This is a genomic window from Aureimonas sp. ME7, assembly GCF_903970965.1.
Classification (GTDB): domain Bacteria; phylum Pseudomonadota; class Alphaproteobacteria; order Rhizobiales; family Rhizobiaceae; genus Aureimonas.
The window spans coordinates 61,323-78,014 of sequence record NZ_CAJCKW010000006.1; the positions used below are offsets into that span (position 1 = coordinate 61,323).

The window sequence follows — 16,692 nt, forward strand, 5'->3', positions numbered from 1 at the left end:
GCTCGAACGCGCGGCGGGCCGCTACTGCGCCGCGACCGCCGACACGGGCGAAGGCGTCACGCGGATCGGCACGGATTTGGCCGCCGGCACGTGGCTTTCCTTGGCGTGGTGCCAGAGCGGGATCAGCTTGTTGAGTTCGGGATAGTAGCCCCCGACATCGCCCTTCGGCAGCTTGTAGGAGTGAACGCGCAACCCCTCGACCCGGCGCTCCACTCCGTCGTCGGCATGGGTCTCGACATCGACGTAGTCCTGATCGCGAAGCCCCAGGCGCGCCATGTCGTCCCGGTTCATGAGAAGCACCATGCGCGAGCCCGAGATGCCGCGCAGCCGGTCGTCGTAGCCGTAGACCGTGGTGTTGAACTGGTCGTTGGAGCGCAGCGTCATCAGGGTGAAGACGTCGGGCCCCCGCGTGTCGATATCGGGATTGGCATCGAACCCGTCCTCGGGAAGGATGAAGTTGGCTCGTCTGTTTTCCGTCTGCCAGACACGCTTGCAGGCCGGCAGCTCGCGGTGGAAGCCGCCGGGCTGGAGGAAGCGCTTGTTGAAGTCCTTGAAATACTGCGGATAGGCGCGCTCGATCTCGTCGCGGACGAGCGAGTAGTCGCCGACCCATTCGTCCCAGGGGATGTTGGAGCGCCCCGGCACGGTCGCCTTCGCCAGCTCCGCGACGATCTTGGGCTCGGACAGAAGCTCGGGCGAGGCCGGCGGGCGCCAGCCCTTGGAGCCGTGGATGCAGGCGGTGGAATCCTCCATGGACACGGTCTGGTCGCCCGACGCCTGCCGGTCGCGCTCGATGCGCCCGAGACAGGGCAGGATATAGGTGACCTCGCCCGGCAGAAGGTGGTTGCGGTTGAGCTTGGTCGAGATCTGGACGTGGAGGCGCAGGTTCCGCCACGCCGCTTCGACCTTTTCCGTCTCCGGCACCGCGCGCGAAAAATTGCCGCCAAGGCCGATGAAGGCCTTCACCGAACCGTCGATGATGCCCTCGCAGGCCTCCACTGTCGCCAGACCTTTTTCGCGCGGCGGCTCGAAGGCGTAGAACTCGGCGAACTTGTCGAGCGGGGCAAGCTCGGGCTTTTCGGTGATGCCGACCGTGCGTTGCCCCTGCACGTTGGAATGGCCGCGGATCGGCGAAACGCCGGCGCCCGGCTTGCCGATATTGCCGCGCATCAGAAGAAGGTTCACCACCATCTGGACGTTGGCGACGCCGTGCCGGTGCTGCGTCAGGCCCATGCCGTAATGGGCGATGACCCGCTCGGATCGGGAGTAGACGCGCCCGACCTCTTCCAGATCGGCGCGCGAGAGCCCCGAGCAGCGCTCGATCTCGGCCCAGTCGGAGCCGCGCACGAAGCTCTCGAACGCGTCGAACCCGTGGCAATGCTCGGCGATGAAGTCGACGTCGAGGACGCGCTTGGCGCCTTGCGCCTTCGCCGCGTCGTCCAGCGCCAGCACCGCCTTGGCGATGCCGGTCATGGCCGCGAGATCGCCGCCGCAGCGCAGCTGGAAATACTCGCTCGACATCTTGGTGCCCTCGTCCGGCGAAAGCATCTCGGTCGGGGCCTGCGGGTTCTTGAAACGCACCAGACCCCGTTCCTCGACGGGGTTGAACGTATAAACGGGAACGCCGCGCTGGCGCGCTTCCTGCACCGGGTGGAGAAGGCGCGGCGCGTTGGTGCCGGTGTTGTGGCCGAAGAACAGCATCATGTCGCACTGTTCGAGGTCTTCGTAGACGATGGTGCCGACCGGCGATCCGATCGACTTCGGCAGGCCGACCGACGTCGATTCGTGGCACATGTTGGACGAATCCGGCAGGTTCGCAGAACCGTAGATCCGTGCGAAGAGCTGGTACATGTAGCTCGTCTCGAGCGAGGCGCGGCCCGAGGCGTAGAAGATCACGGATTTCGGATCGAGCGCCTGGAGCTCTCGGCCGATCTCGGCGAAGGCGCTGTCCCAGGTGACCGGAATATACTGGTCGAGCGAGGCGTCGTAGCGCATCGGGCTCGTCAGGCGGCCGTTCTTCTCGAGATCGTAGTCCGGCCAGTCGAGGAGCTCGGAAACCGTGTGCCTGGCGAAGAAGTCGCGCCCCGTGCGCCGCTTGGTCTGCTCCCAGATCGTCGCCTTGGCGCCGTTCTCGCAGAACTCGAAGGCGTGGTTGTCCTTGGGTTTGGCCCAGGAACACGACACGCAGGCGAAGCCGTCGGGCTTGTTCTGCTTGTAGAGCGTGTTCCAGATGGTGGAGACCGCCAGCCCTTCCGCCAGGCTTTTGGTGGCAAGCGACTTCACCGAGCCCCAGCCGCCGGTCGGATGGTCGTAGGGCTGGACTTGCGGCTCGGGCTGGACTTCGCTGCGCTTCATGATCATGGCCTCGGCGGAAACGGGGGTTACCCTCTCCCCCGATCAAGCCCGGCCCCGGCGAACTGGTTCCCGGTCGTGCGCGCTTATCTCGCACCCGCGACTTCACTTGACGACGACGATGCGCCGGCCCTCTCGAAGGAGCGGCGACAAGCGGTTCATGTCGGCGCGGGAAACGGCGACGCAGCCCTCCGTCGGCGCGTATCCGGGCTTGGCCACATGGAGAAAGATGGCGCTGCCGCGCCCGCGTGCGCGTGCCCGAAAATTCCAATCGAGAACGACGACGACGTCGTAGAGCGCATCGGTGCGAAGCATCCCTTCAGCGCTGGCTGCGATCGGCAGGCGAACCGGGCGATTGTAGGCCGGATGGTTCGGCGCGTCGCACCACCCGTCGTCGGCCCGCGTGCGGCGAACGGGCAGGCGAGCGAAGGCGGGCGACATGCCCCGACGGCCGGGTCGAAGATAGGCCGAGACGATCCGCATCGGCCCGATCGGCGTTCCCCCGTCCCCTTCCCGCTTGACGCTCGTCGTGCCGCTTCGCCCCAGCGCGCAGGGAATGCGCAAGGGCCCGAGCCCCAACACGCCCCGTCGCCGGTCGAGCGGCGACACCCGAACGACGACGGGAGGCGAAACTCGGGTTTTTCGTTCGTCAAGGGCTGGAAAACGTCGCATGCCGCTCACAAATTGTTTCAAGATCGGATCGCCGATCCCCTGTCCATCCAACGCCGCCGAAAGGGACCTTGGAACCATGAGCGTACGTAGCATTCTCATTGTCGATGACGACGACGACCTTCGCACCACGCTCGTTGACCAGCTCGCCCTGCACGAGGAATTTCAGGTCCTCCAGGAGGCGAACGCCACCAAGGGTATCCAGACGGCGCGCTCCAACCTCATCGATCTCGTCATCATGGACGTGGGCCTGCCCGACATGGACGGGCGCGAGGCAGTAAAGGCGCTGCGCAAGGGGGGCTTCAAGGCGCCCGTCATTATCCTGACGGCGCAGGACGCGGACGCCGACACGATCCTCGGTCTCGAAGCGGGCGCCAACGACTACGTCACCAAGCCCTTCCGCTTCGCGGTCCTGCTCGCGCGCATCCGCGCCCAGCTGCGCCAGCACGAGCAGTCCGAGGACGCGACCTTCCAGGTCGGACCTTACGTTTTCAAGCCGAGCCAGAAGGTGCTGCTCGACGATCGGGGCGGCAAGATCCGGCTGACGGAGAAGGAAACAGCGATCATCCGCTACCTCTACCGGGCCGACCGCCGCGTGGTGACGCGCGACGTGCTTCTGGAAGAGGTCTGGGGCTACAATTCCGGCGTCACCACCCATACGCTGGAAACCCACGTCTATCGCCTTCGCCAGAAGATCGAGCCCGAGCCCTCCAACGCGCGGCTCATCGTCACCGAATCGGGCGGCTACAAGCTGATGCCGTAACCCCCGGCGTTCCCGCCCCGGCTGTTGCCGAGCGGGAACGCCGATGTTCCCAAGCGGTGGGCAAGCGCATGATCTCCTTCCAAGAGGACTTCACGCGATCTCCGTTTCCTGCGATGTCCGGAATGCGTGGCGTCTTCTGCTTCGCAGGCATGAATGGGAATCAGTCGGTCGGCATGAGCCTGGAAAGCGACATGGAGCTTCTCGGCGGCGTTTCGCTCTTCGAAGGGCTGACGCGCGACCAGCTTCGGCTCCTCGCCTTCGGGGCCGAGCACCGGTTCCTGCGCAAGGGCGAGATCCTGTTCCGCGCCGAAGCGCGGGCGGATGCCGGCTTCATCGTGGTGTCGGGCGAGGTGAACCTCGTCGAGGGTGAAGGCGATGCGCGCCACGTGGCTCTCAGCGTCGGTCGCGGGGCGCTTCTCGGCGAGATGGCTCTTATGGCTGACATTCGCCGCCCGGCCACGGCGGTGACGGCCAGCGACTGCGACTTCATCCGCATCTCGCGCCCGCTGTTCCGGCGCATGCTGCAGGAATATCCCGACATCGCCGCAGCGCTTCATGCCCGGATCGCCGGCGAACTCTCAGCGATGCTCGAAGGGATCGACGCCCTTGCCCTCGTCTTCGACTACGACGAAGACGAGGAGGCACCCGCCTCCCCCACCTCGGACTGACTGCTCGACATTCCGGCCCACCGGCCGGAAAAGGGATCGGCCGCCCCGGGGACGACCGGGACGGCCGGGAGGGTGCGGGTCAGAACCTGTAGCGCACCGAACCGATGACGTTGCGCTCGGGCTCCTTGTAGCAGAAGCCGGACGAGCAGATCTGGCTGTCCTCGCCGAAGAGGTTGGTGGCGTTGACCTGGATGCGCAGACCCTCGACCTGAGGCACGTCGTAGTGCGCCGTGGCGTCGATGAAGATGCGCGCGTCGTTGCGGAACGTGTTCTCGTCGTCGCCGAAGCTCGCCGACAGGTAGCGAAGCCCGGCGCCGAAGCCGAGCCCTTGCGCCGCGCCCGACTGGACGGTGTAGTCGCCCCAGAGCGAGACGGTGTGCTTAGGCGTCGAGGACAGCGTGTTGCCGGTGGTCGCCGCCGTGCCTTCCACGATCTCGAGATCGGTATAGGCGTAGGCGAGCGTCGCGTTCAGGCCCTCAGTCAGCGTCGCCGTCGCCTCGAACTCGAAGCCGCGCGAGCGCAATTCGCCGCGCTGAACCTGCTCGTTGGTGCCGGTGAGCGGGTTGACGTCGAAGAACACGCCGTTTTCCTGCGTGATGTCGAAGACGGAGGCCGTCAGCAGCGTGTTCCAGCCGGGGATCTGGTACTTGATGCCGGCCTCGTATTGCTCGGCCGTGGTCGGCACGAAGGCGTTGCCGTCCCGGTCGGTGCCGATGTTGGGCGTGAAGGCGGTGGAATAGCTGACATAGGGCGCGATGCCGCTGTCGAAGAGGTAGCTGAGGCCCACCCGGCCGGAGAACTCCGAATCGCGCTGCTCCGGCTGGTCGACGAGCTCGTTCGGCCCGCCGGAGGCCGTATCCGTCCACACCCAGTCGTGGCGCCCACCGAGCGTCAGGGTCCAGCGGTCGAGGCCGATCTCGTCCTGCAGGTAGAGGCCGACCTGGGACTGGTCCTGCGTCGCGGCCACCGAATAGGCGGGCGTCGCGATCGCCGTGTCGTAGCGCGGGGCGGCGAAGACGAGCGAGGGCGCCGAGCCGTAGCCTTCGAGGTTGGTGTATTCGGCGAGCGAGGCGTCGACGCCGCCGAGCAGCGTGTGCGTCAGGGGCCCGGTCTCGAACTTGGCTTCCAGCTGCGTATCGGACACGACGCCCTTCAGCGTCTGGTCGACCGTGCCCGAGCCGCGAGACACGATCCCGTTCACCGGGCCGCCGATCGCATAGGCGTATTCGCCGTAGACGTCGAGGCTCTGGAGGCGCGCCTTCTGGCGGAAGGTGAAGGTCTCGTCGAGCCGGCGCTCCAGCTCGAAGCCGAGGCGCCCTTGGGTCTGGTCGAGCGCGTTGAAGGAGGGATCGCCGGCCGCGACGTCGGTGACGTTCAGACCGTCGTTGACATAGGCGAAGGTGCCCCCCGATCGCGAGCGCTGGAGCTCGCCGAGGACCGTCAGCGAGGTATCGGCGTCCGGCGTCCAGGTGAAGGCTGGGGCGATCGACAGGCGGTCGTCGGAGGCGAAGGGATAGTCGGTGTCGGCGTCGCGCGCGACACCGGTCAGGCGATAGAACGACGTCTGCGAATTGCCGAGCGGGCCGGAAGCGTCGAAGTTGAACTGGTAGCGGTTGTTGGAGCCGATCTGCCCCTCCACCTCCCGCGCGGCGGCGAGCGTCGGGCGCTTGGAGCGAAGATCGACGATACCGCCGGCATTCGACGAGCCGTAGAGGCCGGCTGCCGGGCCCTTCAGGATCGACAGGCCTTCGAGGCCGTAGGGTTCGATGTCGAAGGTCGAGAAGCCGTTGTTGAACTCGCGCAACCCGTCGCGGAAGATGCCGGTATAGGTCGCGGGCAGGCCGCGGATGAAGAAGGCGTCGAAGCGCGGGTCGAGTCCGTAGGCGCCGATGCGAACGCCCGGCGTATAGCCGACGGCCTCGGCCAGCGTCTGCGGGTTGCGGTCGTCGAGCTGTTCCTCCGTCACCACCGACACCGATTGCGGCACCTTGACGAGCGGCGTGTCGGTCTTGGTGGCCGAGCGCGTCGTCTGCGTGACGTAGCCTTGCGTTTCGAAGCCGGCGGCCGACGCCCCGGCGACACCGCCCCCTTGCGCGCTGAGCGATCCGTCGGTGCGTCCCGCCTCGCCCCCGCCCTCGACGACCACGGTATCGAGCTGGATGTCCTGGGCGCTCGCGGCGCCGGTGAGACCCAGCGTCAGAACGCTGGCGGAGAGCGTGAGCCAGCCGGCTGCGCGGCGGAAGCGAGGATCGATGGCGAGAGTCATGACGGAGATACCGGTTGGAACCGGTGCCCCTCGCACCGGCTACTCGTCGCAGGGGTACGGAAACATGACTTTATGAGTCAATAATTCGACGGTTCGTGAACCCCGGCGTTGTTCGCGGCGCGAAGTCTTTGCGCCGACCTGATGCAAGCCGGCTACAGAATTTCGAACCGTTCCAGGAAAGCTCGCGAGGTCAGATGTCCAGCGTCACCATAACCGGCACGTGGTCCGACGGGCGCTCCCAGCCGCGCGCTTCGCGCAGGACGCGCGCACCCGTCAACGCCGGGGCGAGGTCGGCCGAGCTCCAGACGTGGTCGAGGCGGCGTCCCTTGTCCGCCCCGTCCCAGTCCTTCGCCCGGTAGCTCCACCAGGTGTAGAGCTTCTGCGGCAGTGGGATGTGCTGGCGCACGAGATCGGTCCAGTTTCCTTCCGCGATGACGCGCTTCATGCCGTCCGTCTCGACCGGCGTGTGCGAGACGATCTTGAGAAGCTGCTTGTGCGACCAGACGTCGTCCTCGAAGGGCGCGATGTTGAGATCGCCGACGAGAATGGCGGACACGCCCGGCTCGGCGTCGGCGCGCATCAGGCGCATCTCCTCCAAGAAGTCGAGCTTGTGGCGGAACTTCGGATTGATCTCCGGATCCGGCTCGTCGCCGCCCGCCGGCACATAGAGATTATGGACGCGGATCTGCCGCTCGCCGACGAGAAGGCGCACCGACAGATGACGCGCGTCGCCGATCGAGCAGAAGTCCTGGCGCACGAGATCGGCGAACGGGTGGCGCGAAAGGGTCGCCACGCCGTGGTAGCCCTTTTGGCCGTGCAGCGCGATGTGCTCGTATCCGAGCGCGCGGAACGCCTCTTCGGGGAAGAGCTCGTTCGGACACTTGGTTTCCTGAAGGCACAGGACGTCCGGCGCATGCCCTTTGAGAAAATCCTCCACGATCGGCAGGCGCAGACGCACCGAGTTGATGTTCCAGGTGGCGAGCGTGAAGGGCATGCGCGTGTCGATTCCGTCGAGGTCCGGTTTCCCCTTACAGCACGCGCGCCGAGGCAACGGAAGCGGAGCCGGCGCGTTGCTGCCGGGCATCCGAGGGGTCACGGAGGGAATGGGCCATGTTCGACGGTTTCGAAACGCGCGTCGTCGCTGGCGAAGGGGCCGAGATCTTCTGCCGGATCAAGGGCTCGGGTCCGCCGCTCCTGCTTCTCCACGGCTATCCGCAGACCGGAGCGATGTGGGCCGGGTTGGCCGCGCGTTTGGCCGAGGAGTTCCAGGTCGTGGTTCCCGACCTTCGCGGCTACGGCCAGTCCTCGGCGCCCGAATCCAAAGGTGGCGAAGCCTATGCCAAGCGCGTCATGGCCGCCGACATGGTGGCCGTGATGAAGGCGCTCGGCCATGAGCGGTTCGCGCTTTCCGGCCACGACCGGGGCGGACGCGTCGCCTACCGGCTGGCGTTCGACCACCCGGACGTGGTGGAACGCGTGGCGCTGCTCGACATCGTGCCGACGGTGGAGATGTGGGAGCGGATGGGCGCGGCCGAGGCGCTGTCCTCCTATCACTGGCAGTTCCTGGCCCAGCCGAACCCGATGCCCGAGCGCCTGATCGGGGCCGATCCGGTGTTCTATCTCGACCACACGCTGGCGAGCTGGACGGCGAACCAGTCGATGGCGCCCTTTGCTTCCGAAGCGCTGGCCGAATATCGCCGATCCTTCTCGCGCCTTCCGGCCGTCCACGGCGCCTGCGAGGACTACCGCGCCGGGGCGACGATCGACCGGCGCCACGACGAGGAGGACCGGGACGCCGGCCGGCGCATCGAATGCCCGGTCCTGGTTCTTTGGGGCTCCAAGGGTACGCCCGCCAGCCACGGCGACGTCCTCGACATCTGGCGGCGCTACGCGTCGGACGTTTCCGGCGAGGAGATCGAAGGCGGGCACTTCCTGGTCGAGGAAGCGCCGGAGGAAACGCTGGCCGCTCTCAAGCGCTTCTTCGCGCGCTGACGCCTACCAGGCGTAGCGCCCGTAGCCGACACCGACGCCGATGCCGCCGTTCCAGGCGGGATCGGCGTAGAGGCGAGCGCGGCGCGTCTCGTTGCGGTCGAGGTCGATGCGCTGGAGACAGGCGGCGAAGGCGTCGGTTCCCTTTCGGAAGCCGTAGTTCCGGCACGTCGCCTCGTCGCGGGTTCGAAGCTCCTGCGGGCTGATCGTGGTGCAGCCGGACAGGGCGAGGGTGGCGAGGAGAACGGGCAGGCAGAAGCGTCTGACGAGCATGGCGGCGGTCCGGGATCGATGACGGCGGCAGACTATCGCCGCCGTCATCCGACAATCTTCGATTCCACCCGCCGGTTCCGCGCCCGGTCCTTTTGTCGCCTCAGCGGTTGCCGGTCTGGCCGCCGCGAATGTTGGCATAGGGGATGGAGAACAGGTCGTTGTTGACCGACGCGCCCTCCTGGACGTTGTAGACCATCACGGTCGTGTCCTTGCCCTGCGCGTCGCGGATCGTCCATTGGCGCAGGTCCAGCGTCGAGGGGTCGAACATCATGGTGATGCGCGAATTGCCGAAGACCGACTTGTCGCCCATCACGATCGTGGTGAGGTCGGGCCCTTCCTTGACGCTCTGGATGTTGGCGGCCGACAAGTCGATGCGCTGGTCGAGAAGAAGCTTCAGCGGCGTCTTGGACAGGGGATAGAGATCCCAGGTGTTGAGCTTGCGGTTGTTGACCGCGACCTGTGAGCCATCCGCGATGACGCGCACCGGCGAGCCGGAATAGTCGAAGCGGATCTTGCCCGGCCGCTCGAGATAGAACGTGCCCTCGGTCTGGTTGCCGGCCGCGTCGAACTGGACGAAGGAGCCCTTCATCGACTTCACGCCGGAGAAGTGGTCGGCAACGCGCTGCGCGGCGGCCACCCCTTGCGCGGCCGCCGGAATCGTACCGGCCGCGAGCCCGAGCGCCAGCATCCCGGCGCCGAGAAGGGTGCGCACACGCGAAGGGGTCTGGCGTCTCGTGTTCATCGGGCGATCGTCCTTTGTTTCTCGTGCATCGCCGGCGACGTCGCGCCGACGGGTCGTTTCGTGTCCCCAGCCAACATCCCAGACGGCTTCGGCGGGATTGCGGCGGCCTCGGCATCGCGAAGCTCAAGGGTTCGTCGTTTCCAACAGATGGGGCGGCGCCTGCGTTCCCGCAAACCGCCGCCCTGTTCCTTTGCGTCCGATCGGTGCGAGTTCAGGCGTTGTCGGTCGGCACCAGGATTTCGCGTTTTCCCGCGTGGTTGGCCGCACCCACGATCCCCTCGCGCTCCATGCGCTCGATGATCGAGGCGGCGCGGTTGTAGCCGATCTGGAGACGACGCTGGACATAGGAGGTCGACGCCTTGCCGTCGCGAAGGACGATCGCCACCGCCTGGTCGTAGAGGTCGGCCGCTTCCTCGCCGCCGCCGCCGCCAGCGCCCGAGCCGCCACTGGCCGGACCGCCGTCCTCGTCCTCGTCCTCCAGGATCGCGTCGAGATATTCGGGCGTGCCTTGGGCTTTGAGGTGCTTCACCACCTCCTCGACCTCGGCGTCGTCCACGAACGGCCCGTGGACGCGCTGGATGCGCCCGCCGCCGGCCATGAACAGCATGTCGCCCATGCCCAGAAGTTGCTCGGCGCCCTGTTCCTGCAGGATGGTGCGGCTGTCGATCTTGGAGGTGACCTGGAAGGAGATGCGGGTCGGGAAGTTCGCCTTGATCGTGCCGGTGATGACGTCGACCGAGGGGCGCTGCGTCGCCATGATCACGTGGATGCCGGCGGCGCGCGCCATCTGGGCCAAGCGCTGGACCGTGCCTTCGATGTCCTTGCCGGCCACCATCATCAGGTCGGCCATCTCGTCGATGATGACGACGATGTAGGGCAGGGGCTGGAGGTCGAACTCCTCGGATTCGAAGATCGGCTCGCCGGTCTCGCGGTCGAAGCCGGTCTGCACCGTGCGCGAGATCGTCTCGCCGCGCTCGATGGCCGAGGACACGCGCGCATTGAAGCCGTCGATGTTGCGAACGCCGACCTTCGACATCTTGCGATAGCGATCCTCCATCTCGCGCACCGTCCATTTCAGGGCGACGACCGCCTTCTTCGGATCGGTGACGACGGGGGCGAGAAGGTGCGGGATGCCGTCGTAGATCGAGAGCTCCAGCATCTTCGGGTCGATCATAATCATGCGGCACTCGGCCGGGCTCATCCGGTAGAGGAGCGACAGGATCATCGTGTTGATCGAGACGGATTTACCCGAACCCGTGGTGCCGGCGACGAGGAGATGGGGCATCTTGGCGAGATCGGCGATCACCGCCTCGCCGCCGATCGTCTTGCCGAGCGCAAGCGCGAGCTTGGCCTTGGCACCCGCAAAGGTCTCGGACTGGATCATCTCGCGGAAGTAGACGGTCTCGCGGCGCTGGTTCGGCAGCTCGATGCCGATCGCGTTCTTGCCGGGGATCACGGCGACGCGCGCGGCGATCGCCGACATCGAGCGGGCGATGTCGTCGGCGAGGCCGATGACGCGGCTCGACTTGATGCCGGGCGCAGGCTCCAGCTCGTAGAGCGTGACGACGGGTCCTGGGCGCACCTCGATGATCTCGCCCTTGACGCCGAAGTCGTCGAGGACGCCTTCCAGAAGCCGGGCGTTCTCCTGGAGGATCTCAGGGGTCAGCGTGTTATCGCGGTTGCGGGGCTTGGGCGGTGAGAGAAGCTCGATCGGCGGCAGCTCGAACTGCACCGAAAGCTCGGGATGGCCGAGTTCGGCGAGGCGGGCGCGCGAGGACTGGCGCGACTGCGCGTCCGAGACGGCCTGGGGCACGACGCGCGCCGGGCGCTCGAACATCGGGCCGCGCGGGGCCGGTGCCGGAGCCTGGGGCGCCGGGGGCTGGGGCGCGCGGGCCGCGGGCGCGGCGGGACGCGGCAGCTCGGCGTCGGGCTTGGGCGCGCGCTTCAGGCCGGGAAAGGCGACGATGTTGTTGGCGATGAAGTCGCGCCAGCCGCCGGTTTCCTCCGTCTCCGGCGCCTGTGTGGCACGCTCGGGGGCGTCGAGGTGGCCCTCGTCCTCTTCCTCCATCGCGATGCGCTCTTCGAGCGACAGCCGTCCGTCGTCGCCGAGATAGGACGCCTCGTGCGTCTCGAAGGGCGCGTCGTCGTCCTCGTAGGCCGGCTCGTGGGCGGGCGCGCGGTGGATGTCGTCGTAGCCGAGCGTGCCGCGATCCTCCGGAGCGCCGGTCTCGAACATCTCCTCCTCGCCCTCCCCTTCGTCGCCGAAGGAGGGCTCGGCGCGCGCGCCGCTCGCGCGAAGGGCGGCATCGCGCTGCGACATCTTATAGGAGCCGTTCCAGTCGGAGCGGCCGTGGCGAACGGTGGCGCGGCTGGTGTCCACGGTGCGGCGGGCCAGCGACGCCGGCTCGGGCGGCATCGGTGCGGGCGCGGGGCCCCGAGCGGGCACCGCCGGCTGCGGCGCGTAGGCTTCGCCGGCCCAGGGCTCGTCCTCGTAGGCCGGCTCTTCCGCCTCGAACTCGGGCTCCTGGTAGGCGGGCGGCTGCACCACGCGCACCTCGCGCCGCGCCTGCGGCTCCTTCAGCCGCGCCGGGGGAGCGGCCGGCATCAGCGGCGCGTCGCCGTCCCAGTCGCGGTGCGAGAACGGATCCTCGCGGCGGCCGAGCGCAGGCACGGACTGGCCGACGCGGGCGGCGGCCGAGCGCATGCGATAGGCCCAGTGGCCGACGACGCCGGCCAGAAGCTGGAAGCGCCCTTCGCCGTCCTCGTCGGCATCGTCGTGGTTATGGGCGGACAGGGCCACGGGCTCGGCCGGCGCGCCGAGGAAGCCGGCGCCGTTGAGGACGCACCACAGGGCGGGCGCGGCAAACAGGGCGCAGGCGACGAAACCCCAGACGCCGGCGGGATAGGCGCCGGTGGCGAGCGCTGGAATCTTCAGGACGAGATCGCCGACGATGCCGCCGAGGCCGATCGGCAGCGGCCAGCCGGCGGGCGCTTCCAGCGAGCCGAGCGCGGCGCTGGCAAGGCCAAGGCCCGCGAGCGCGATCCAGGCGCGCTGGCCGCTACGCCCGGCCCGACGCCCCAGAACCACGAGCGCGCCGCGGATGGCGAGGATCAGCGGGATCAGAACCGCCGACAGGCCGAAGAACTGCATGGCGAGATCGGCGAGCACCGCGCCGCCCGCGCCCGCCATGTTGCGGACCGGATTGTCGTTGGAATAGCTGAGCGAAGGATCGTCCACAGTCCAGGTGGCGAAGGCGAGCGCCATCCAAACGGCCAGCGCCACGAGCCCGACACCAAGGGCCAGCCGCATCGGCCGTCCCAGTCCGCCCGTCTCCCTGCCCTCAGCCTCGATCGATGCCATCGCCATGCCCTTCACGTCCTGCCTTCGCGGGAAGTCGGGCGTGTCGAGCCGCCCGCTCCCCGATCGCGCGCCGAAACGCCGACGCGTTGCCGATCAAGGTAAAGAAAGGGGGTTAAGACGCCTTTAACCCTGCGGACGGCGAAGGCGCCGATCGCCCTCTCGCCTCTTTGATGGAACGTGCTCGCCTCCCCCCGCGTCCTTGCCTCAGCGGAACACTGGGAAAGGGAGTGCGCAATGGACATCGTTCACGAGGACCGGGGCCGGGGTGGTCTTTTCGCATATGGCGAAGGGTCGGATCGCGCCGAGCTCACCTATTCGCCGGCCGGCCTCCAGAACTCGCTGGTCTTCGACCACACCTACGTCCCCGAACACCTGCGGGGACAGGGCATCGCCGAAAAGCTGGTGGAGCGGGGCGTCGCCTATGCGCGCGAAAAGGGCATGAGCGTCGTGCCGGCCTGCTCCTATGTGCGCACGCTCTTTGCGCGCCACCCCGAGCGCTACGCCGACGTGGCGGTGCGCGAGGAAAAGCCGTTCGGCCGGGTCTGACCTCTCAGCCGTAGCGCGCGACGGCAAGGTCGCGCGGGTCGATGTCGGGCTGCTGGCCCGACACGAGATCGGCGAGCAGCCGCCCCGAGCCCGTGCTCATCGTCCAGCCGAGCGTGCCGTGACCTGTGTTGAGGAAGAGGCCCTTCAGCTTCGTTCCCCCGATCACCGGCGTTCCGTCCGGCGTCATCGGGCGAAGGCCCGACCAGAAGCTGGCTTGGCTCAGGTCGCCGCCGGGAAACAGGTCGGTGACCGAATGCTCCAGCGTCCGGCGCCGACGCTCGGAGCGGTCGTTGGTGAAGCCGGAAATCTCCGCCATGCCGCCGACGCGGATGCGGGTGCCCAGCCGCGTGATGGCGATCTTGTAGCTCTCGTCCATCACGGTGGATTCGGGCGCGCGAGAAGCATCCACGATCGGGATCGTCAGCGAATAGCCCTTCACCGGGTAGACCGGCAGGTCGATCCCGTGCGGGCGCACCAGCTCCGGTGAATAGGAGCCCATGGCGACCACCACGGCGTCGGCGCGGATTTCGCCGGCATCCGTTTCCACGCCCACGGCCCGTCCGTTTTCCTCAAGGATGCGGCGAACGGTGAGGCCCCAGCGGAACTCCACGCCGCGCCCCGCCAGGATCCCGGCCAGCGCCCCGGCGAACTGGAAGCAGTCGCCGGTCTCGTCCTTGGGCGTCAGCAGGCCGCCGACGATTTTGTCGCGCGCATGCGCCAGGGCTGGCTCGGCGCGTATGCAGCCGGCCGGGTCCAGCACCTCATAGGGAATGCCGTCGGCGGCCAGCGCCTTGACGTCCTTGGCCGAGGCGTCGAGCTGCGCCTCAGTGCGGAACAGTTGCAGCGTGCCCTGCATCCGCTGGTCGTAGGCGATGTTGGTTTCGCGCCGAAGCTCGGCGAGCGAGATGCGGCTGTAGTCCGACAGGCGCAGCATGCGGCTCTTGTTCACCGCATAGGATTTCGCGTTGCAGTTGGCGAGCATGCGGGTGAGCCAGCTCAGCATGGCCCGGTCGAGCTTGGGACGCAGGATGAGGGGCGCGTGCTCCATCATCAGCCACTTGATCGCCTTCATCGGGATGCCGGGGGCGGCCCAGGGGGAGCAGTAGCCGAACGACACCTCGCCGGCATTGGCGAAGCTCGTTTCGAGCGCCGGCCCCGCCTGCCGGTCCACCACCACGACCTCGTGCCCGGCCTTTGCCAGATACCAAGCGGAGGTGACGCCGATGATGCCGCCGCCAAGAACCAGAACCTTCATGCCCGTTCTCCTTGTTCGGCAGTGTCGATGAAGCGGCGCTCGAAGCGGTGCCCAAGCGATGTGAGGATCTCGTAGGAGATGGTGCCGGCGGCGGCGGCCGCCGCGTCGAGCGAGGCGTCCGGCCCGATCAGGTCGACGAGGTCGCCGGCCTCCAGCGGCGCATCGCCCGCGTCCACGATGATCGAATCCATCGACACGCGTCCTGCGATCGGCAGCTGGTGCCCACGGAAGGCGGCGACGCCTCGGTTGCCGGCCGAACGCAGCCAGCCGTCGGCATAGCCGACCGACAGCGTCGCCAAGCGCATCGGCCCGTCCGCCACGCGCGAGAACCCGTAGCCGATGCCCGCTCCTGCTTTCACTTCGCGGAGTTGCACGACGCGCGCCCGAAGACGCACGACGGGCTCCATCGGGTTGGGCACGCCCCCGACCGGCGCGCCGCCATAAACCGCGATGCCGGGCCGCACGAGGTCGAAGCGGAAATCGGCCCCGAGAAAGATGCCGGCGGAATTGGCGAGCGAGCGCCGCGCCTCGGGCAGAAGCGCCGACAGGCTTCGGAAGGCTTCGAGCTGCTGCCGGTTGGCCGGGTGCGCCGGCTCGTCGGCGCAGGCGAGATGGCTCATCACCAGAACGGTTTCGACACCGGAAAGACGCGAGGGATCGGCCCGCAGCGCCTCGACCTCGCCAGGCGAAAGTCCGAGGCGCGACATGCCGGAATCGACCTGGATCGCCGCCGGCAAGGCGCGGCTCGACTGCCGGCCGAGCGCCGCCCAAGCCTCGACCTGGGGCAGCGAGTTGAGGACCGGGAGGATCGCGTTCTCGGCGCACAAGCGTTCGTCGCCCGGCGCAAGCCCGTTGAGGACGAAGAGTTCCGCTTGCGCGTCCAGAACCGGGCGCAAGGCGAGCGCCTCGCACAGGTGAGCGACGAAGAAGGTGCGGCAGCCCGCCTCGAACAGCCGGCGCGCCACGCGCTCGGCCCCGAGCCCGTAGGCATCCGCCTTGACGACGCCGGCCACGCTCGCCCCCCCGGCCCGCGCCCGCAGCGCCTCGTAGTTTCGCGCGAGTGCGCCCAGATCCACCGTCAGAAGGCCGGCCGACCCGGCAAGGGCACCGGCGGGCCTGAGTGGGGGCGTGAGGCTGGCGTTCATCGCGGGAAACCTCGATGCTGCGAAAACCCCTCGATCTTGATCGAAGGATCGTCGAACAGGATGCCGATCTTTCGAACGATATGGTAGATTTCAGCATCTGACAAAACATCGCGCGAACGGACGCAATCTCCCACCACCATGGACCGCATCGACCGAGCCCTGATCCGCGCCCTTCGGCGCAACGCGCGCATCACCAACGTGGCGCTCGCCGCCGAAGTCGGCCTGTCCCCCTCCGCCTGCCTCCGGCGAGTACAGATCCTGGAGGAAACGGGCGCGATCCGCGGCTACACGGCAATCGTCGCGGGAACCGGGGGCGAGGACGCGCATGTCGTGATCGTGCGCATCACGCTGGAACGGCAGACCGAGGACGTCCTCAACCGCTTCGAGGCGGAGGTCCTGAAGCATCCCGAGATCCGCGAATGCTATCTGATGACCGGGGCGGAGGACTATCTCCTGCGCGTCGAGGCGGAGGGTGCGGGCGACTACGAGCGCATCCACAAGGAGATCCTGTCGCGCCTGCCCGCGGTGTCGCGCATCAACTCGTCCTTCGCGATCCGGCGCGTCCTGTCGGAAACCTCCCACGCCCGCCCGATGACGCCCCCTCGCCCGTGACGGACGCGATCCGCGCCTTAGATGGGCGGGTTGGAGGGAGCCCCGCGCGGC

The 16,692-nt window shown here is 67.8% G+C and carries 14 protein-coding genes; 5 read left to right on the plus strand and 9 right to left on the minus strand.

Features of this window, described 5'->3' with window-relative positions; translation table 11 throughout:
- Positions 1-21: 21 nt before the first annotated feature.
- Positions 22-2,355 carry an FdhF/YdeP family oxidoreductase gene (locus H7A85_RS11975; protein ID WP_182086179.1) on the minus strand — a complete coding sequence of 778 codons (2,334 nt, stop codon included), beginning with the start codon at positions 2,353-2,355 and terminating at the stop codon, positions 22-24.
- A 102-nt stretch (positions 2,356-2,457) separates the two neighbouring features.
- Positions 2,458-2,916, minus strand: a complete 459-nt coding sequence (locus H7A85_RS11980) for a L,D-transpeptidase family protein (RefSeq protein ID WP_244631152.1) — start codon at positions 2,914-2,916, stop codon at positions 2,458-2,460.
- A 184-nt stretch (positions 2,917-3,100) separates the two neighbouring features.
- Between H7A85_RS11980 and H7A85_RS11985 the strand changes: the two genes are divergently transcribed.
- Positions 3,101-3,784 carry a response regulator transcription factor gene (locus H7A85_RS11985; RefSeq protein ID WP_182086181.1) on the plus strand — a complete coding sequence of 228 codons (684 nt, stop codon included), beginning with the start codon at positions 3,101-3,103 and terminating at the stop codon, positions 3,782-3,784.
- A 173-nt stretch (positions 3,785-3,957) separates the two neighbouring features.
- Positions 3,958-4,452, plus strand: coding sequence for a cyclic nucleotide-binding domain-containing protein (locus tag H7A85_RS11990; protein WP_182086182.1), 495 nt, complete (start codon positions 3,958-3,960; stop codon positions 4,450-4,452).
- Positions 4,453-4,531: 79 nt separating this feature from the next.
- On the opposite strand, the gene H7A85_RS11995 is transcribed toward H7A85_RS11990, so the two are convergent.
- A complete protein-coding gene (locus tag H7A85_RS11995) occupies positions 4,532-6,718 on the minus strand; it encodes a TonB-dependent siderophore receptor (protein ID WP_182086183.1) in 2,187 nt (728 codons plus the stop codon).
- A 190-nt stretch (positions 6,719-6,908) separates the two neighbouring features.
- On the minus strand, positions 6,909-7,712 hold the full coding sequence (locus H7A85_RS12000) for an exodeoxyribonuclease III (protein WP_182086184.1): 804 nt from the start codon (positions 7,710-7,712) through the stop codon (positions 6,909-6,911).
- Positions 7,713-7,828: 116 nt separating this feature from the next.
- Here H7A85_RS12000 and H7A85_RS12005 point away from each other — a divergent pair, with 116 nt between their 5' ends.
- Positions 7,829-8,710, plus strand: coding sequence for an alpha/beta hydrolase (locus tag H7A85_RS12005; RefSeq protein WP_182086185.1), 882 nt, complete (start codon positions 7,829-7,831; stop codon positions 8,708-8,710).
- Between the two features lie 3 nt (positions 8,711-8,713).
- Here H7A85_RS12005 and H7A85_RS12010 read toward each other — a convergent pair whose 3' ends face one another.
- From H7A85_RS12010 to H7A85_RS12020, 3 genes are all read right to left on the minus strand, one after another.
- Positions 8,714-8,980, minus strand: a complete 267-nt coding sequence (locus tag H7A85_RS12010) for a hypothetical protein (RefSeq protein ID WP_182086384.1) — start codon at positions 8,978-8,980, stop codon at positions 8,714-8,716.
- A 100-nt stretch (positions 8,981-9,080) separates the two neighbouring features.
- Positions 9,081-9,722: an outer membrane lipoprotein carrier protein LolA gene (locus H7A85_RS12015; protein ID WP_182086186.1), complete on the minus strand. Its 642-nt coding sequence runs from the start codon at positions 9,720-9,722 to the stop codon at positions 9,081-9,083.
- Positions 9,723-9,933: 211 nt separating this feature from the next.
- Entirely contained in the window at positions 9,934-13,089 is a 3,156-nt protein-coding gene (locus tag H7A85_RS12020) for a DNA translocase FtsK (protein ID WP_182086187.1), read from the minus strand.
- 228 nt (positions 13,090-13,317) lie between these two features.
- Here H7A85_RS12020 and H7A85_RS12025 point away from each other — a divergent pair, with 228 nt between their 5' ends.
- Positions 13,318-13,629, plus strand: coding sequence for a GNAT family N-acetyltransferase (locus H7A85_RS12025; protein WP_182086188.1), 312 nt, complete (start codon positions 13,318-13,320; stop codon positions 13,627-13,629).
- A 4-nt stretch (positions 13,630-13,633) separates the two neighbouring features.
- On the opposite strand, the gene H7A85_RS12030 is transcribed toward H7A85_RS12025, so the two are convergent.
- The gene (locus H7A85_RS12030) at positions 13,634-14,884 is read right to left on the minus strand and encodes a D-amino acid dehydrogenase (protein ID WP_182086189.1); all 1,251 of its coding nucleotides are present in this window, start codon (positions 14,882-14,884) and stop codon (positions 13,634-13,636) included.
- Positions 14,881-16,029 carry an alanine racemase gene (gene alr / locus H7A85_RS12035; protein WP_182086190.1) on the minus strand — a complete coding sequence of 383 codons (1,149 nt, stop codon included), beginning with the start codon at positions 16,027-16,029 and terminating at the stop codon, positions 14,881-14,883. Before alr ends, H7A85_RS12030 begins: the two co-directional genes overlap by 4 nt.
- Positions 16,030-16,167: 138 nt before the next feature.
- On the opposite strand from alr, the gene H7A85_RS12040 reads away from it, so the two are divergent.
- Positions 16,168-16,641, plus strand: a complete 474-nt coding sequence (locus tag H7A85_RS12040) for an Lrp/AsnC family transcriptional regulator (RefSeq protein ID WP_182086191.1) — start codon at positions 16,168-16,170, stop codon at positions 16,639-16,641.
- Positions 16,642-16,692 lie beyond the last annotated feature (51 nt).